Source organism: Jatrophihabitans sp. (genome assembly GCA_036389035.1).
Taxonomy (GTDB): Bacteria; Actinomycetota; Actinomycetes; order Mycobacteriales; family Jatrophihabitantaceae; genus Jatrophihabitans_A.
Genome location: DASVQQ010000032.1, coordinates 12,842 through 30,086, shown reverse-complemented (window position 1 = coordinate 30,086; position 17,245 = coordinate 12,842). Strand labels below are relative to the sequence as shown.

The following is a 17,245-nucleotide window of genomic DNA, read 5'->3' as shown; positions in this document are numbered from 1 at the left end:
TGGGGCGAGCAACGTCGGTGCCAGCCTAGTTACGGTCGAAGTCGACCGAGGCGTACGCGCGCAGTTTGGACAGCTGGTGCAGCGAGTCCACCACCCGGATCGTGCCTGACTTGGAGCGCATCACGATCGAGGAGGTGGCCACCGCGCCGTGGTCATAACGCACCCCGGGCACCAGCTCGCCGTCGGTGATGCCGGTGGCGCAGAAGAAGACGTCCTCGCCGGCGACCAGGTCCCTGGTCGTGAGCACCCGGGACAGGTCGTGCCCGGCGTCCTGGGCCTTCTCGCGCTCCTCCGGGCTCTGCGGCCAGAGCCGGCCCTGGATCGAGCCGCCCATGCAGCTGATCGCGGCGGCCGCGATGATGCCCTCGGGGGTGCCGCCGATGCCCAGCAGCAGGTCCACGCCGGTACCGGCCCGGGCAGCCATGATGGCGCCGGCCACGTCGCCGTCGGTGATGAACTTGATCCTCGCGCCGGCGGCCCGGACGGCCGCCACCAGCTCGGCATGCCGGGGTCGGTCCAGGATCACCACCGTGACGTCCTCGGGCTTGCCGCCCTTGGCCTTGGCGACCCGCGCGATGTTCTCCTTCACCGGCGCGGTGATGTCGATGACGTCAGCGGCTTCGGGCCCGGTGGCGATCTTCTCCATGTAGAACACCGCGGACGGGTCGAACATCGAGCCGCGCTCGGCGACCGCGATCACCGCGATGGCGTTGGGCATCCCCTTGGCCATCAGGGTGGTTCCGTCGATCGGGTCGACCGCCACGTCGCACTCCGGACCGGTGCCATCGCCTACCCGCTCACCGTTGTAGAGCATCGGGGCATGGTCCTTCTCGCCCTCGCCGATGACGACCACGCCGTCCATCGAGACGGTGCCGATCAAGGTGCGCATCGCGTCGACGGCCGCGCCGTCCCCGCCGTTCTTGTCGCCGCGGCCGACCCAGCGGGCCGCGGCCATCGCGGCGGCCTCGGTGACCCGCACCAGCTCCAGCGCGAGGTTGCGGTCCGGCGCCTGGCGGCTGACGGCCAGTTCCGGGGGTACCAGTCCGGCCGAGTCGGGCCTGACCTCCGGCGGTGCGAGCTCGGACGGTGCGGGGTCAGTCATGCTCACTGGCCTTTCTCGACGGCCGCGGCAGCGGTGGGCTCAATGAGCAGACCTTAGCCTCGCCCTCGATGCCGGCTCACCCGAGGCGGCGGGTTCGGCGCGGTCCGGCCGCTGCCTGGCGCAACGGGCTCACCCTGCCCGGCCGGGGTGATGGGCCACCCGGTTACCGCACTGATCCGCGCACCGGTGACCATGGAGGGGTGACCCGCCCGCTGAACCCGGCCGACCGGCAACGACTGCGCACGCCGGGCAACCTGTGGCGAGCGCTGATCCCGCTGCTGGCGATCGCCGCTCTGCTGGTGGTGTTCAGCTGGCCGCACAACCAGGACACCGACGGGGTACGGGTCATCGACCCCGGTCCGGCGATCGCCGCGGCCAGGCAGCAGGCCGGTTTCACGGTGCTGGTGCCGAGCGGGCTGGGCGAGCGCTGGCGGCCGACCTCGACGGAACTGGTTCCGGGCGATCCGGCTGGGTCGGCGAGCTTCCGGATCGGCTACGTCAGCCCCGCCGGCCGGTATGCCGAGCTGCTCCAGAGCGCCGACGCCCCCGATGCGGTGGCCGCGCAGTACGGTCCGCTGGTCCCCGACGGCGCCACCTCGATCGACGGGGTCAGCTGGCAGCAGTACCAGACCACCGCCGGACGGCGGCTGCTGCGGCACACCTTCGGCAAGGTGACGGTGATCGTCACGGGCAGCGCCGAGCAGCCGGAACTGGCCGAGCTGGCGACCTCGGTGGGCTGAGAAAGCCTTCCGCGTCCGAGCGCGAGAGCACTTCGACGGTGCGGTCGACAACGCCGTTTCGCACCACCCGTCGACGCGTCGATGTCGGTGGCCGGGACCCTATGACTGCGAAGGCCGGGTCATCGAGAATTAACCATTCCGGCAGCGCATATCAGCAGGTAGGGTGGCCTGAGAACCCTCGCTGTGACCGCAATCACCCCAGCTCAAATACCCCCGGATCTGTATAGAAGCAGGAGCCCACCCATGCCCCGTAAGCGTGTTGCACTGGTTCAACAGGGCGTGTGGGCGATGCCTCTTGAATCAATGCCCTTGGCGGTCGGTTATATGAAGGCAGCCATTGACGCTGACGAGGTGTTGAAAGAAGCGTGTGAGACCACCATTGTCAATTTTCGGGGAATGACCTCGATTGGCACCGCTATTGCCGCTGTATTCGGCAACGGCGTTCCAGATGTCCTCGCTATTTCGGTGTTCGGTTGGAACTTCCGTGAAGCACTCGTGCTCTCCGAGACGTTCAAGCAGCTCAATCCCGCCGGCCTGGTCGTGCTCGGCGGAACCCACGTCGCCAACCAGGCAGATCGGGTCTTCCGGCTGGGTCCCGAGGTCGATGTCATAGTCAACGGCGAGGGCGAGCTGGTGCTGCCCGAGCTGCTGCACGCCTGGCTCGCCGGAGAATTTCCTGACCCTGGGGGCCACGCTATCGCGGGGATCTCCTTCCGGCAGGACGACGGCACCGCGGTGACTACAAAGAGCCGGCCGGGGGTCCTCGACCTGTCGACGATTGTCTCACCCTTTCTCACCGGCGCTATTCCGATGACCGATGAGGCCGGGGACTTTCGTTACGACGTGGCGATCATAGAAACGAATCGCGGCTGCCCCTATCACTGCTCTTTCTGCTACTGGGGTGGCGCCATAGGGCAGAAATTTCGAAACTTCCCGCGCGAGCGGTTGATGGCCGAAATGGAGATTTTCGCGCATTACAAGGTGGGCAGCGTCATCCTGTGCGATTCGAACTTCGGAATGCAGGCCGCTGACGAGCAATTTCTCGAAGACGTCATCAAGCTGCGCGAGCGCACCGGGTACCCGCGATCGATCGAGACGTCCTGGACGAAGAACAAGTCCGACACGTTCTATCGCATCGTTCAGAAGATGAAGGCCGCGGGGCTGCACACATCCTTCACGATCGCCCTGCAGACCCTGGACGACGCGGCGCTCAAGGGCATGAACCGCCGAAACATGAAGTTGAACGACTGGAAGGCGCTCGCGCACTGGCTGGAGGCCGAGGGGCTCGACTCCTACGCCGAGATTCTCTGGGGCTCCCCGGGCGAGACGACGGAATCCTTTCTGCACGGCTATGACGAGCTGTCGCTGCACGTGCCCCGGATCGCGGCCTACCCGCTCATGGTGCTGCCCAACACCGAGTACTCGGACAAGCGGCAGGAGCTGGGGCTGGTCACCACCCGCGGGCAGTCCGACGACTTCGAGTACGTGCTCGCCTCGAACACGATGACCTTCGAAGAGAACATCGCCATGCAGGGCTTCCTGCTGTGGGCACGGGCGTGCGCGGAGAACTCGTACTTCAGGCACATCTGGCGCCCGCTGCTGAACTACGCCGGGCTCACCCAGTCCCAGGTCCTGTTCTCACTGGCCCGCTGGTTCGACAAGTGCCCCGATCCGGCGGCGACCCCGCTGAAGTCCCCGACCACCATCCTCGAACCGTCCGCTGTCAGCATCGCCATCCACGCGTTGTTCCTGGACCCGCGGCTGCGGGAGCTGCTGCTGCAGTGGTGGGCCGAGGAGATTCGCCCGCTGGTGCGGCACGAGCACCGCGAGCTGGTCGATGAGGTGTTCCGGTTCGACATGATGACCCTGCCGCTGATCGAGTCCCAGGTCGATCTCGGTGATGTCCACGATCAGAACGGGACGCCGGTCTACCGCAGGATCGAGCCCTTCGACCTCGACGTGCCCGCGCTGGTGGCGGCACTGCGAGCCGAGCCACCGGTGGAGCCGCCGCGCCCGTCGCCGACGATGTTCGAGTTCTCCTGGCTGCTGGGCCTGGAGGCGCACATCGACAGCCACGAGGTGTCCTTGCAGTACATGGGACGCATCGAGCGCTCGGACCAGCTGGAAGCGGTCGTGATCACCGCTGGTTGATTTGCGGCGGTGAGCTCGGGTCAGCCCCGCTCGTCGCCGGCGGCGATGGCCGCGTCCAGCCGGGCCCGGGCGCCGTCGAGCCAGCGCTGGCAGATGCCGGCCAGCTCCTCGCCGCGCTGCCATAGCGACAGCGACTCCTCCAGCGGCTGCCCGCCGCTCTCCAGCGCCTGCACGATGTCGCGCAGCTCCGCGCGGGCCACCTCGTAGCTGATCTCTGGTTCCGGGTTCTCGCTCATCGCAGGCAAGGTTAGCCGCCGTCGGCGACGCTGCCGGTTACCAGCACCGAGAACTCACCGTCGGCCACCCGAACCTGCAACAGCTCATCAGGCGAGGTCTGGTTGGCGGCGCGCACCAGCTCGCCGTCGGAGTTCCACAGCACGGCATAGCCCCGGTTCAGCACCGCCTGTGGCGACAGGCTCACCACCCGGGCCAGCAGCTGCGCGGTGTCGGCCTCGGCCAACTGCAGCAGGCCGGCGAGGGTGTTGCGGTTGCGGTGCACGGCACGCTCGCACTCCTCGGAGCCGGCCGAGATCAGCCTGCCCAGACCCTGCCGCAACCGCTGCGGCAAGCCGGCCATCAGCTGGGCCTCGGTGTCGAGCCGGCGGTGCACGCTGGCCCGCAACCGGGCCCGGGCGTCGGCGATCTGGCTCAGCTCGGCCAGCAGGTCGGGCACGATCCGCTTGGCGGCGTCGGTCGGCGTGGACACCGCCAGATCGGCGACCAGGTCCAGCAACGGCTGGTCGGTCTCGTGCCCGATGGCGCTGACCACCGGCGTGCGCAGCTGCGACACCGCCCGCAGCAGGCCTTCGTTGGAGAACGGCAGCAGGTCCTCGACGCTGCCGCCGCCCCGGGCGATCACGATCACGTCCACGTCGGGGCGGGCGTCCAGGCGGCGCAGCGCCGCGATGATCTCGGTGACCGCGGTGCTGCCCTGGGTGGCGGTGTTCTCGATGGCGAACACCGCGCCCGGCAGCCGCCGCAGCGTGTTCTCGACGACGTCGCGTTCGGCCGCGCTGGCCCGTCCGGTGATCAGCCCGATCGTCCGGGGCAGGAACGGCAGCCGCAGCTTGCGGTTCGCCTCGAACAGCCCTTCGGCGGCCAGCAGTTGCTTCAGCCGCTCGATACGGGCCAGCAGCTCACCGAGGCCGACCTGCCGGATCTCGGTCGCCCGCAGGCTCAGGGTGCCTCGCTCGGCGTAGAAGTCCGGCCGGGCCCGCAGCACCACCCGGCTGCCTTCGGCCAGCGGCTCGACCAGCACCGAGCGGTGACAGGTCACCTGGATGGAGATGTTGGCATCGACGTCGCGCAGCGTCAGGAAGTAGGTCGACACCCCGGGCCGGCGGACGAACTGGGCGACCTGGCCCTCGACCCACACCTCGCCGAGGCGGCCGATCCAGTCCGAGATGGCCTGGCTGATCCGCCGTAACGGCAGCGGCGCTTCCGGGCTGGACTCCAGCTTGCTCACTCGTCGTCGGCAGCGGCTTCGTGCGCCTGCAGGATCTCAGCTGCCATCGTCGCCGGATTGGGTGTCGGGGATGGCTTGGCCTTGCGGGCCGCCACCTCCAGCGGCTCGTGGTCAGGCTCCTTGCGCGCCGCGCGCTTGGCTGCCTTGGCCGGACCTGCCTTGGCCGCGTTCGCCTTGGCCGGACCTGCATTGGCCGGGCTGGTCTTGGCCGGGCTGGTCTTGCCGGGGGCCTTCTTGGCGGCCTTGGTGGGGCCCGCTTTGCCGGCGCCGGTCCTGGCTGCCTTGGCCGGCGCCGGATCGGGCGCTGAGACCGCGTCGGCCAGATCGGGGGCCGGCGGGGTGGGCCCGGCGGCACTCGGCGGCGTCGCCGTGACGTCGAAGCCGTCACCGGCGTTCAGGTCACCGACGCTCAGGCCGGCATCGCTCAGGCCGGCATCGCCGATCGGGTCGGGCTGCGCTTCGGTGCCTCCTACCCCGACGGCGTCCCAACGGCCCTTGCCCCCGTCGTCGTCCAGACCTTCCGCGAAGCCGGTGTCGTAGTCGATCAGGTCGAAGGCGGCCTTTGCCGACTGCGGGTCAGCGGCGATGCTGCCGGTGCCGGCTGCCGGTGGGTCCTCGTCGAAGGTGGCCCAACTGGGCGGTTCGGCAGAGCTGCCCCGGAGCTGGCTGAGAACCTCGTCACCGCGAGCGGCCAGCGTGGCCAGGTGCTGCTGCACCTTCATCGATGCCTGCATGGCGGTCGAGACCGCCATCAACGGAACCGTGGTGACAGCCTGCGGCAAAGTCTCGGGGAGTTTGCGGGCCTCGTCCACGGCGGTGGCGGCGAGGCCGAGGGCGGCTCTGATCGGAGTCGGGATATTCGGCATACCCCCAGCCTGCCACCAACGCGCGGCGGTACGCGAGTGCACCACCTACCGGCGATCTCGGACCCGGCTGCGGCGAACCGCGCATGGCGGCGCGGGCCGGTCCGTAGGATTGACCTCATGTCTGAGGCTATGACCGAGTCCGTGCCCGCCAAGCGGGTCCTGCTGGCCAAACCGCGCGGGTACTGCGCGGGGGTCGACCGGGCCGTCCAGACGGTGGAGCAGGCCCTGGGCCACTACGGCGCGCCGGTCTACGTCCGCAAGCAGATCGTGCACAACCTGCACGTGGTGCGCTCGCTGGAGGCACGCGGGGCGGTCTTCGTCGAGGAGACCGACGAGGTTCCCGAGGGCTCGATCGTGGTGTTCTCCGCGCACGGGGTGGCTCCGGAGGTGCATGCCGAGGCGGCCAGCCGGAACCTGCGCGCCATCGACGCCACCTGCCCGCTGGTCACCAAGGTCCATCACGAGGCCCGCCGGTTCGCCGCCGATGACTACGACATCGTGCTGATCGGGCACGAGGGACATGAAGAGGTGGTCGGCACCACTGGCGAGGCGCCCGAGCACATCACCCTGGTCGACGGCGCGGCAGACGTGGCCAACGTCGAGGTGCGCGATCCGGAGCGGGTGGTCTGGCTCTCCCAGACCACGCTGTCGGTCGACGAGACGATGGAGACGGTAGCGGCCCTACAGCAGAAGTTCCCGCTGCTGCAGTCACCGCCCAGCGATGACATCTGCTACGCCACCCAGAACCGGCAGGCCGCGGTGAAGGTGATCGCGCCACGGGTGGAGCTGTTCCTGGTGGTCGGCTCGGCCAACTCGTCCAACTCGGTGCGGATGGTGGAGGTCGCCCTGGCCGCGGGCGCCCGGCAGGCTTACCTGGTCGACAGCGCGGACGATATCCAGCCCGAGTGGCTGACCGATGTGAGCACCGTGGGCTTGTCATCGGGGGCGTCGGTGCCTGAGGTGCTGGTGCGCGAGGTGGCCGAGTGGCTGGCAGCCCGGGGCTGGAGCGACCTGGAAGAGGTAGCCCACACCGAGGAACGGCTGGTGTTCGCGCTGCCCCAGGAGTTGCGCCGGGACCTGAAGCTGGCGGCCAAGAAGTAGCCCGCCCGGTAGCCGCTTGGCTGGGCAGCCGGGCTGGCTGGCTTAGCGCCGGGCCAGCAACCGGATGCCGGCCACCACCAGCACCACCGCGGTGGCTCCGGCGATGGCGGGGAATCCGTAGACGATCCAGTTGGTGGCGGCGTCGATCAGCTTGCCCCGGTTCTGCAGGCCGCCGGTGCGCACGTAGAGCAGCCCGGCCGAGGCGACGAAGTACACCAGCGGCGGCGCGATCACGACGTTGAACATCTGGCTGCGCCGCACCACCAGGATCGCGATCAGCGAGGCGAAGACCAGGCTGTAGTTGAACCCGCCCCTGATGGCGGTGCCGCTGACCGAGTCGATCAGACCCCCGACGCCGGCGATGCCGATGAGCAGCAACACCGCGAGCCAGCCCGGCAGGCCGGATTCGCGCCGGTCGCGCTGGGGGAGCCGGCTCTGCTCGCCTGACCCGCCAGCCAGTGCCGAGGCCCGGGAAGGCTCGAGAGACGGACGCTGGCCGACGACGCGGTGAGACGTCTCTGGCTGGTCCGGCACGTAGGTGGCTCCGTTCGCTGGCGGCACGAAGGTTACGGTACCCGGCTCATCAACTCCTCTGCGGTGAGCGTGCGGGTGACCGCCAGGATCTGCTCGGTCTCGGCAAGCTCGCCGTCGGAGGCCGGGTCGATGACCGATAGCTCGGCCAGCCGGCGGGCGCTGACCAGCACCCGGCCCTCAAGGGCGCCGACGGTGTTGTTGAAGCTGCCCACCGCGGCGTTGAGCGACCGGCCCAGCTTGTCCAGGTGTGAGCCCATGCCCGCCAGTCGCTGGTACAGCTCGCGGCCGAGCTGGCTGACCTCGGCGGTGTTGCGGGCCAGCGACTGCTGCCGCCAGGTGTGGCCGACGGTGCGCAGCAGGGCCACCAGAGTGGTCGGTGTCGCCAGGATGACGTTGCGGGCGAAGGCGTGTTCCAGCAGCGCCGGATCCTCTCGCAGCGCGGCGTCCAGGAACGCGTCCGCCGGCACGAAGCACACCACGAACTCCGGCGAGGGGCTGAACCGGCTCCAGTACGCCTTGGCGCCCAGGTCGTCGACGTGCCGGCGCAACTGCCGGGCATGGGCCTTCAGCCGAGCCGCCCGGGTGAACTCGTCACGGGCCTCCATGGCTTCGAGGTAGCCGGCGAAGGCGACCTTGGAGTCGACCACGATGTGCTTGCCGTCGATGAGGTTGATCACCAGGTCAGGTCGCAGGGCGCCGTCGTTGTCGGCGGTGCCGGGGGAGGTCGGCTGAACCACGTAATCGACGTGCTCGACCAGGCCGGCTATCTCGACCGCCCGCTCCAGCTGCAGCTCGCCCCACCGGCCGCGCACCTGCGGCGCCCGCAGCGCGGTCACCAGCTGGGCGGTCTCGGTGCGCAGGCCGTCGGCGGACAGCCGCATCGCGGACAGGTGCTCGTCGAGCGCGGAGGTGGCGCTGAGCCGGTCACGCTCGGCGCTGTGCAACTGCGCCTGCACCTGGTGCAGGGCGTCCCGGATCGGGCTGACCAGCGCCTCGATCGAATGCTGGCGTTCGGCCAGGTCACCGGCTGCCGCGCTACGAGCGGCGTCCAGCCGGGCTTCGGACAACTCGGACAGGGCTCGGCGGGCCCGGCCGTACCAGAAGCCGGCGGCCGCGCCGAGCACAGACCCGAGCAGCAGGCCGAGCAGCAGGAATGCGAGTGCGGTCATGGACCCATGCTGATCCCTGCCTCTGACACTTTTGCCGAAGGCGCGCGGAAAGGGTGGGCAAGCGGCACGCCGTAGACTGCACGCCCGTGGCCCTCACTATCGGCATCGTCGGACTTCCCAACGTCGGCAAGTCCACCCTGTTCAATGCGCTGACCCGCAACAACGTGCTGGCCGCGAACTACCCGTTCGCCACCATCGAGCCCAACGTCGGGGTGGTGGGGGTGCCCGACGAGCGGCTCGAGGTGCTGGCCAAGATCTTCGGCTCGGCCAGGATCCTGCCCGCGACGGTGAGCTTCGTCGACATCGCCGGCATCGTCCGCGGCGCGTCCGAAGGCGCGGGGCTGGGCAACAAGTTCCTGGCCAACATCCGCGAGGCCGACGCGATCTGCCAGGTGATCCGGGCCTTCACCGATCCCGACGTCGTGCACGTCGACGGCAAGGTCTCACCTGCCGATGACATCGAGACGATCAACACCGAGCTGATCCTGGCCGACCTGCAGACCCTGGAGAAGGCGCTGCCGCGGCTGGAGAAGGAGGCCCGGACGGCCAAGGACAAGCTGCCGGTGGTGGCCGCGGTTAAGCAGGCGCAGGAGGTGCTCGACTCGGGTCGCACTGTGTTCGCCGCCGGCCTCGACCTCAAGCCGCTGCGCGAGCTGCATCTGATGACCGCCAAGCCGTTCCTGTACGTGTTCAACGTCGACCCTGGCGAGCTGGCCAACGATGACTTCCTGGACTCGCTTCGCGAGCTGGTGGCGCCGGCGGACGCGGTGTTCCTCGACGCCAAGACCGAGGCCGAGCTGACCGAGTTGGAGCCCGACGAGGCGCTGGAGTTGCTGCAGTCGATGGGCGTGGACGAGTCCGGCCTGGACAAGCTGGCCCGGCTGGGCTTTGAGACCCTCGGCCTGCAGACCTACCTCACCGCCGGCCCGAAGGAGTCCCGGGCCTGGACGATCCCCAAGGGCGCCACCGCGCCCCAGGCCGCCGGAGTCATTCACACCGACTTCGAAAGGGGATTCATCAAGGCCGAGGTGGTCTCCTTCGATGAGTTGGTCGCCGCCGGCTCGATGGCCGAGGCCAAGGCGCGGGGCAAGGTGCGTATCGAGGGCAAGGACTACGTGATGGCCGATGGCGACGTGGTGGAGTTCCGCTTCAACGTCTAGCGTCATTCGACCAAGAAGTGCAAGGCGGCGCCGTCGGGCCACGCAGTGACGGCGGGCGACCACGTATGACCGAGGTGTCGACGACGAGTCAGGCGGTGACGTGCGTCGGAGACTCCGCCTTCTCCGGGCGCCAGGAACGAGTGATCGCGTAGCCAAAGCCGCCAGCCAGGACGTACATGACCATGCTGTAGATGGCGCTGGGGATCGCGATCACGGTGCTGTCCAGGACGCTGATTGCGATGGTGAGAGCCACGGGAATGTTGTGGACACCGACCTCCATGGAGCTTGCGATGGCTTGGGCGCGGGTGAGCCGGAAGAGTCGTGCGCCGGCGTAGCCCAAGGTGAGGCTGCACAGGCAGAAGATGGTGACGACGATGCCGACATCGCCCAGGTAGTCGAGGATGGTGTCCCGCTCTGCGAGGAGCGCGCCGACGGCGACGATGACGAGCACGGCGATGGAGAACACCCGCACGGGTCGGTTGGCGCGTGCGGCGAAGGCAGTCGACCAACGCCGGACCAGCATCCCGAGTGCTACGGGGACCAAGACGATGGCCATGACCTGGACAACTTTGCCGAACTGGAGGCCGAGCGTGCCTTCGGCGCCGAAGTGGTCGAGCGCGAAATTGGTGATCAGCGGGATGGTGACAGCGGCCAGGACGGAGTTGATGGCGGTCAAGGTGATATTGAGCGCGACGTCACCTCGAAATAGGTGGCTGAACAGGTTGGCGGTGGTGCCGCCAGGCGAGGCGGCCAGAAGCATCATGCCTACGGCGAGCAGCGGCTCGAGGTCGAACGCGGTGACGAGGGCGAAGGCGATCGCCGGGAGGACGAGCATCTGGAGGGCGAGTGCCACCACAACCGCGCGGGGGCTTTGTGCCACCCGCGCGAAATCACCGAGCGTCAGGGACAACCCCAGCCCGAACATGATGATGGCCAGGGCCACCGGCAGCCCGATGGTGATGAGCGGGGAGCTATTCACGATGTTCCTAATCAGTCGAGCCTTCGACGCCTCGGTTTGAGACGACGGTCACAGTGGAGCACGAGATGTGCCGCCTTACAGCGGCCATATTGCCGTACAGCTAACTGTGACGCGCTCGCTACTGTGACATCACACCACGCGATCCCACGCACCGCTTGCCCCGTTGGAACCCAACGCGCCGGTCCCCCGCTCCGCTAGCGGTGCCGCCGCGCGGGGGTTACCGCAAGCGCGCCGGAACCCGCCGTTCGGGCTGGTGAGTACCAGCCCACCGTCAATGACATTGATCGTCAATCCGATAGCGCGAGTGCGCGATCCTGGCACCTTCGGCCGGCTAGCGGGGATCGACCTCGCGGATCCGGGAGGCGCCGACGACCCATCCGGCGTACAGCCAGCCGTCGCTGAGCACCGCCCATACCTGCTCGGTGGTCGCCTCGATCGGCCTGGACGTCGAGATCATCGTTCCACCGCAGAGGTGTCGGGGACCGCCACCGCGTCCGCCCGCCGCGGGCTCGGGTATCACGATCGGTGTAGCGGCCCGAACGGCTACCGGTTGAGCCGGACGGGCCTGAACCGCACCATCGCTGCAGCGGCGCGTGGTCTTGGGCCACTGTGCCCGCGCCTGCCGGCAACGCCTTCTCGATGGTCTGCAGGTCGGCCAGACTACGTGATGGCCGACGGCGACGTGGTGGAGTTCCGCTTCAACGTCTGATGTGGACGGCAATAAGCCGTAAAACGGCGCCGGCGGTTACGCCATCTTTCGGTGCTACGAAACTGACCAGCGGCCCACACACCAAATAATCCAGCGATGGGTTCTATTGCGTACGACAAGTACGGTCATCGTCGTACGCGTTATCTAATGGTTCCAGGACGTGGCCCAATTGCTGATCGAGCCCTGAACCCTCATGCTGCCGATCATCCCTACGCAGCGACTATGAGCGCGTTGATAGTTGAACGGCTCGCCGCGTCGATTTCGGTTCAGCGGGACATCTGCCATAATTGATCGATGCTTATGTTTGTGTTTGGGGCAGGAGCCTCATACGACAGTGATCCAGCGCGACTACCTGGACTTACCATATCTGCTTTTGAGGAGAGGAACCGGCCTCCGCTGGCGACCTCACTTTTTGAGCCGCGAAGCCAACCTTTCAAAGATGCTGCTGCTACTTTTCCTCGCGCTGCACCACTTCTAATGCGCCTACGCGAGGCGGCGAATCGAGGGGAAGACATCGAAGCTGTCTTGGAGCAACTGCAGGCAGAGGAGAAGGCCTACCCCTTGGCTTCTAGCCATCTGCTGGGCCTCCGAGCCTATCTGATGCAGTTGCTAACCAACATCGCAGCGGAGTGGTCGGAAGAATGTCAAGGCTTGACCAACTACGTTCTAGCCTTGGACGAAGCCGCGAAGTGGCGGGCCAGCATTTCAGGATCAAAACCCATTCCGCTGATGGCGGTGACCTTCAACTACGATACATTGTTAGAGGCTGCTTGTTCGAGTGTATTGGGTGTCAACTTCTTAGATTTACCCGACTATGTATCCGGCGACCTGGTACGTGTATACAAGCCTCATGGATCTGTACAGTGGCGACAGAAGGCGCGCTGGAACCTCGCTTCGACAGATTGGAAGCTAGGGCTAGAAGCACTAACCTTCGCGATTGACCAAGCGGCCTCCCTGGAATGGCACTCAGAATATCGACTGATGTACCATAATGAATACCAAGATGATGACGGCCGCTTCGTTTGGCTTCCCGCTTTAGCTATTCCTGCCCAGCGAAAGCAAGCTTTTGCGATGCCCGACTCACACCTAACTGCAATGCGCGGCGATCTATCTGAAGTAACCACAGTTGTGGCGATTGGCTGGAGGGGAAGAGAAGGACATTTCTTGAAGCTCCTACAAGAATGCCTTCCCAGTGCTCCAGGACGCCTCGTCGCGGTCGCGGAAAGACCTGAAGCAGCCCAGGAAACAGTCGAAGCGTTGTGGCCCACGGGCAGATTCAACAGGTACGCGATTGCGAGCAAGGGGTTCAGCGACTTTGTGTCAAGTCCCGAAAAGGCTGATAACACCGCTTCACGGGATCGGGGACTCACTCGGCCGCTGCGTCTGGGGGAAGTGTTAACTGGTGCGGTGGATTGGATTACGAGGCTTCCTGGTCCGGGTCTCAATGAAGATCCGGTGGAGAAGCCGTTCGGCGGTAGGCGTTACGTAGCAGAACCGTAGTTCGTGCTCACCGGTGGCCGCGTCAGCCAGCGTGCCGGGGCTACGGTCCGCCACGCTGCGCAAGTCCGGGCAGTCTTGGTGAACGAGCGAGTAGCGGCTGGACCGGTGACGTTCTCAGCAACAGGCTGGCTCAGCGCTCGCTGAGGCGTTGTCGTTGCCGCAGCAGGCCGGCCCGGCGTCGTCGGCCGCATTGAACGTCGCGGAGTCCGCCAGGACCGTGTAGACCTCCCACCGTTCGCCATTGGGCGCGCCCTGAACCCAGAACTTGTCCTGCTTGGCATAGCAGCAGGTGGTGCCCCGCTCATCCACCGACGCCAGCCCGGCCTCGGCAAGGCGGGTTTGCTCGGAGTCCACGGTGTCGACATCGGCGACCTCGACGCCCAGGTGATTGAGCGACCCACCCTGTCCGGGGTTCTCAAGCAGGACGAGCTTGAGCGGCGGCTCGGCTACCGCGAAGTTCGCGTAACCGGGCCGGACCTTCGCCGGCTCGGTTCGGAACAGCTTGCGGTAGAAGGCGATGGCCTCATCGAGGTTGTCGACGTTCAGCGCCAGTTGCACTCGGGACATGTGATCCTCCAGATGATTATGACTTCGACGGTTGTCTATGTCTGATGACTAGGTTGCCACTTACATCGATGTCTGTCAATATAGACATGTGTCGAAGTCATTGCTGTCGCTGACGCCCGTCGAAACCGTTGCCTGCTGCCCGCCGCTGTCGCGCAAGCCGCTGACCCAGACCCAGGCCGACCAGATAGCGCCCCTGCTCAAGGCGTTGGCCGATCCGGTTCGGTTGCGGCTGATGTCGCTGGTGGCATCCCACGATGGTGGTGAGGCCTGCGTCTGTGACCTCAATGACGCCTTCGACCTGTCCCAGCCGACCATCAGCCATCACCTCAAGGTGCTGCACGAGGCCGGCCTGCTCGAGCGGGACAAGCGAGGCGTGTGGGTGTACTACCGGGCAAGCTCGGCGGCCCTGACCGGCCTCGCGACGCTCATCGGCAGCACCGCGTCCTGAGCCGTGATCGCCGGCCTGCACGTCGGCGGTCGGAGCACGCGCGCGGTCAGGCACCCTGGATAGATGCAGACGTTCCTGCCCTACCCGAGCTTTCTGGCCTCGGCTCAGGTGTTGGACCGGCAGCGGCTGGGCAAGCAGCGGGTCGAGACCCTGCAGATCCTGCGGGCGCTGGAGCTGCCCGACTACGGCTGGCAGAACCATCCGGTGGTGCGAATGTGGCGCGGGCGCACCCCGGCCCTGGTGCGTTACGGGCTGGACTGCGTGCGGGTATGGACCAGCCGTGGCCACAGTGACTCGACCGCCGACCAGATAGCGGAGTTCGCGCCAGGGGTTCGTGAGCGCACCCAGGCCGACCTGCGGCGCGACGCGCTGCTGCCGAGCTGGTTGGGCGACGAGCGCTTGCACCGCTCGCATCGGAGCCAGTTGATCGCCAAGGATCCGGAGTACTACCGGCCGCTGTTTCCGAAGAGCCCCGAAGGCCTGGATTACTTCTGGCCCGAGCCGGATCTCATCGACGCCGAGTCGGAGCCGGAGTCCCAAGGCCTGCTCTGGGTGCTGCGTCCGGAGTCCGAGCACGCTCTGGGCCGGGCGGTGCTCACCGGCGTGATCGGATTCGGCGCGTCAGCCGGCGTGCCGGCCGACGCCTCGGCCGGAGACCTGGCCGCACTGCGTGACCTGCAGGTCAATCCGTCGAGGCGCCCGTCGCGGGCATTGCGGGCGCTTGCCGAATTCGTAGAAGCGGTTCAACCCGGTGATGACATTGGCGTGCTGGTATCGGGCGGCCAGTCGCTGCTGATCGGTCAGGTGACCGGGCCTTATACTTTCGCGCCGCGTGACACCGCCGGGTTGACGCATCGGCGTGCGGTTAGCTGGGATCGGATAATCGCGCGCTCGCTGATGCCGCGGCCGTCGGCTTTGCAGGATGTCCGGCCGCTTTTCTCAGTGGCCTGGAACCCCCGAGTGACACGGTGACCGCAGGGTGTTCGTTCTCGGCATGCGTCCTGTGTGCAAATCATCGTGGCGAATCGTGAATGCGCCGACGGTATGCGGCAGGGCGAGGGGTAGCGCTCCTACCGCGGCTTGCCCGGCGTCGTTTCCCATGGCTGGCACAGGTAATCCGCTCTCAGGCCTGCCTGCCGGGCATTCGGTTCGACGTAAGAAGCATGGACGTTCTATCATTCATTTATTCACTGTTTTTGGGGTTAATCGCCCCTAAAAGGACTGTGACTTCACAGATATTCTCTCTTCAGGTTTGACTGCGGACTTGATCATGATGGACGATGCGTCCATGGCAAAGACGGTAGTTACCACAGACGACCTTGATGGCTCCCCGAACGCTGAGACCGTGACCTTCAGCTTTGACGGCCGCAGCTTCGAGATTGATTTGAGCAAGAAGAGTCGAGCGGCTCTGGAAAAGGCATTGAAGCCGTATATCGACGCAGCTAGGTCGACCGGCAGCCGCAGCGCCCGCAGCGCCCCGAGCAGCCGTGGCCGTGGCCGCCGCTCGGGTTCGGTCGATCTGGCCGCGGTGCGCGCCTGGGCAGCCGAGAACGGCATCGCGGTCTCTGACCGCGGCCGGATCAGCGCCAGCGTCTTGGAGCAGTACCAAGCCGCTCAGTAGCACTGGGCAGCCGTTCCCGCGGCGACAGGATTCCCACCCGAACTTTTTGTCGCCGGGGTGTCGATTCGGTCTTGGCGCGTTCGTTGTCTGGGTAGAGGATCGGTTGAGGTGCCGGTCCCTGTTCAGAGGAGAAATGTGATGAAGCAGTACATGCTGTCGGTGCACATGGTCGAGGGCGCGGAGATGCCGTCGGAAGAGACCATCAAGCAGATGTACGCCGACGTCGACGCGTTCAACGCCAAGATGCAGGCCGAGGGCGTGTGGGTCTTCGGCGGTGGGCTGTACCCGGCCGACACCGCCACCGTGGTGCGGCACCAGGACGGCGAGGTGCTGATGACCGACGGCCCGTTCGCCGAGACCAAAGAGCAGCTCGGTGGCTTCTGGGTCATCAAGGCCCCCGACCTCGACGCGGCGCTGGAATGGGCGGCCGGCGCGAGCAAGGCCTGCCAGGGACCGGTCGAGGTCCGGCCGTTCGAGGACGAGCCCGAGGACTAGAGCCCGTCGGCCCAGGGTTCGTCGGGGCTGAGCTCAGTCGTCGTGAGCGGCGCGCCAGTCCTGAACGGCCCGCTCCTGAGCGCTCCGGTCCTGAGGGGCCCGTTCCTGGGCGGCTCGCCAGTCCTGAGCCGCCGCGTCCGGATCGGCTCGCTCCTGCCGGGCCCGCAGGGTCTCCACGTCGCGGGCGGCCTGCTGCCCGGCCCAGACCAGCGCCCCGACCAGCGCGCCGCCGAGCAGGCCCCACATGGCGCCCATCCGGCAGTTCTCGGCTATCGGCTCGCCGACGCGCATCAGCGCCACCAGCGCGCCCGAGATCACGCCCCAGACGCCGGAGCCGACCGCCCAGCTGCCTACTTCGCGGGCGGCGGTCCGCGTCCGGACCACGGTGGCCGGCAGGAATCCGTTCACCAGCCCGACCCGGGGCCCGACATCGAAGGGCGGGGCCTTCCAGAACCAGGCGCCCACGACGATGAAGGCGACGAACACCACCAGCGGCCGCGGCGGCAGCTGCCCGATGAGGGTCACCAGCGCGACGAAGATTCCGAGGATCAGCCGGATCGCCGAGATAGCGGGCGTGCGCGGTTGCTCGTCCTTCACCTCTTCGTGTGCTGCCTCATCCACGATCGGGGCCCCCTTGC

At 67.0% G+C, this 17,245-nt stretch carries 19 protein-coding genes; 9 read left to right on the top strand and 10 right to left on the bottom strand.

What is annotated here, in order from left to right:
- Positions 1–25: 25 nt before the first annotated feature.
- Complete coding sequence (gene glpX, locus VF557_16880) at positions 26–1,102, bottom strand: class II fructose-bisphosphatase (GenBank protein HEX8081889.1); 1,077 nt, start codon at positions 1,100–1,102, stop codon at positions 26–28.
- Positions 1,103–1,302: 200 nt separating this feature from the next.
- Between glpX and VF557_16875 the strand changes: the two genes are divergently transcribed.
- Together VF557_16875 and VF557_16870 are read left to right on the top strand one after the other, a co-directional pair.
- Positions 1,303–1,842 carry a DUF4245 domain-containing protein gene (locus VF557_16875; GenBank protein HEX8081888.1) on the top strand — a complete coding sequence of 180 codons (540 nt, stop codon included), beginning with the start codon at positions 1,303–1,305 and terminating at the stop codon, positions 1,840–1,842.
- Positions 1,843–2,085: 243 nt separating this feature from the next.
- On the top strand, positions 2,086–3,993 hold the full coding sequence (locus VF557_16870; protein ID HEX8081887.1) for a KedN5 family methylcobalamin-dependent radical SAM C-methyltransferase: 1,908 nt from the start codon (positions 2,086–2,088) through the stop codon (positions 3,991–3,993).
- Between the two features lie 20 nt (positions 3,994–4,013).
- Here VF557_16870 and VF557_16865 read toward each other — a convergent pair whose 3' ends face one another.
- From VF557_16865 to VF557_16855, 3 genes are read right to left on the bottom strand one after another with little or no spacing between them, the layout of a single operon-like run.
- A complete protein-coding gene (locus tag VF557_16865) occupies positions 4,014–4,229 on the bottom strand; it encodes an exodeoxyribonuclease VII small subunit (protein ID HEX8081886.1) in 216 nt (71 codons plus the stop codon).
- A gap of 11 nt (positions 4,230–4,240) precedes the next feature.
- Positions 4,241–5,458 (bottom strand): exodeoxyribonuclease VII large subunit, encoded by a 1,218-nt coding sequence (gene xseA / locus VF557_16860; protein HEX8081885.1) that lies wholly within the window; start codon positions 5,456–5,458, stop codon positions 4,241–4,243.
- Positions 5,455–6,324 carry a hypothetical protein gene (locus VF557_16855; protein HEX8081884.1) on the bottom strand — a complete coding sequence of 290 codons (870 nt, stop codon included), beginning with the start codon at positions 6,322–6,324 and terminating at the stop codon, positions 5,455–5,457. Before VF557_16855 ends, xseA begins: the two co-directional genes overlap by 4 nt.
- Positions 6,325–6,441: 117 nt before the next feature.
- Between VF557_16855 and VF557_16850 the strand changes: the two genes are divergently transcribed.
- Positions 6,442–7,425: a 4-hydroxy-3-methylbut-2-enyl diphosphate reductase gene (locus tag VF557_16850; GenBank protein HEX8081883.1), complete on the top strand. Its 984-nt coding sequence runs from the start codon at positions 6,442–6,444 to the stop codon at positions 7,423–7,425.
- A 42-nt stretch (positions 7,426–7,467) separates the two neighbouring features.
- On the opposite strand, the gene VF557_16845 is transcribed toward VF557_16850, so the two are convergent.
- On the bottom strand, positions 7,468–7,986 hold the full coding sequence (locus VF557_16845) for a DUF6542 domain-containing protein (GenBank protein ID HEX8081882.1): 519 nt from the start codon (positions 7,984–7,986) through the stop codon (positions 7,468–7,470).
- Between the two features lie 5 nt (positions 7,987–7,991).
- On the bottom strand, positions 7,992–9,128 hold the full coding sequence (locus tag VF557_16840) for a DNA recombination protein RmuC (protein HEX8081881.1): 1,137 nt from the start codon (positions 9,126–9,128) through the stop codon (positions 7,992–7,994).
- 86 nt (positions 9,129–9,214) lie between these two features.
- Between VF557_16840 and ychF the strand changes: the two genes are divergently transcribed.
- Positions 9,215–10,288 (top strand): redox-regulated ATPase YchF, encoded by a 1,074-nt coding sequence (ychF, locus tag VF557_16835; protein HEX8081880.1) that lies wholly within the window; start codon positions 9,215–9,217, stop codon positions 10,286–10,288.
- An 88-nt stretch (positions 10,289–10,376) separates the two neighbouring features.
- Here ychF and VF557_16830 read toward each other — a convergent pair whose 3' ends face one another.
- Positions 10,377–11,267, bottom strand: a complete 891-nt coding sequence (locus VF557_16830; GenBank protein ID HEX8081879.1) for a bile acid:sodium symporter family protein — start codon at positions 11,265–11,267, stop codon at positions 10,377–10,379.
- A 331-nt stretch (positions 11,268–11,598) separates the two neighbouring features.
- Positions 11,599–11,724 carry a hypothetical protein gene (locus VF557_16825; GenBank protein HEX8081878.1) on the bottom strand — a complete coding sequence of 42 codons (126 nt, stop codon included), beginning with the start codon at positions 11,722–11,724 and terminating at the stop codon, positions 11,599–11,601.
- Positions 11,725–12,270: 546 nt separating this feature from the next.
- On the opposite strand from VF557_16825, the gene VF557_16820 reads away from it, so the two are divergent.
- Positions 12,271–13,476, top strand: a complete 1,206-nt coding sequence (locus VF557_16820; GenBank protein HEX8081877.1) for a hypothetical protein — start codon at positions 12,271–12,273, stop codon at positions 13,474–13,476.
- A gap of 114 nt (positions 13,477–13,590) precedes the next feature.
- On the opposite strand, the gene VF557_16815 is transcribed toward VF557_16820, so the two are convergent.
- On the bottom strand, positions 13,591–14,043 hold the full coding sequence (locus tag VF557_16815) for an ArsI/CadI family heavy metal resistance metalloenzyme (protein ID HEX8081876.1): 453 nt from the start codon (positions 14,041–14,043) through the stop codon (positions 13,591–13,593).
- A gap of 88 nt (positions 14,044–14,131) precedes the next feature.
- On the opposite strand from VF557_16815, the gene VF557_16810 reads away from it, so the two are divergent.
- The 4 genes from VF557_16810 (at position 14,132) to VF557_16795 (ending at position 16,607) form a co-directional block, all read left to right on the top strand.
- Positions 14,132–14,491 carry a metalloregulator ArsR/SmtB family transcription factor gene (locus VF557_16810; GenBank protein HEX8081875.1) on the top strand — a complete coding sequence of 120 codons (360 nt, stop codon included), beginning with the start codon at positions 14,132–14,134 and terminating at the stop codon, positions 14,489–14,491.
- Between the two features lie 63 nt (positions 14,492–14,554).
- Positions 14,555–15,463: an MSMEG_6728 family protein gene (locus VF557_16805; protein HEX8081874.1), complete on the top strand. Its 909-nt coding sequence runs from the start codon at positions 14,555–14,557 to the stop codon at positions 15,461–15,463.
- Between the two features lie 298 nt (positions 15,464–15,761).
- Positions 15,762–16,112: an Lsr2 family protein gene (locus VF557_16800; GenBank protein HEX8081873.1), complete on the top strand. Its 351-nt coding sequence runs from the start codon at positions 15,762–15,764 to the stop codon at positions 16,110–16,112.
- Positions 16,113–16,250: 138 nt separating this feature from the next.
- A complete protein-coding gene (locus VF557_16795) occupies positions 16,251–16,607 on the top strand; it encodes a YciI family protein (protein ID HEX8081872.1) in 357 nt (118 codons plus the stop codon).
- Between the two features lie 33 nt (positions 16,608–16,640).
- Here the strand turns inward: VF557_16795 and VF557_16790 are convergent, their stop codons facing one another.
- Positions 16,641–17,228: a hypothetical protein gene (locus VF557_16790; protein ID HEX8081871.1), complete on the bottom strand. Its 588-nt coding sequence runs from the start codon at positions 17,226–17,228 to the stop codon at positions 16,641–16,643.
- Positions 17,229–17,245 lie beyond the last annotated feature (17 nt).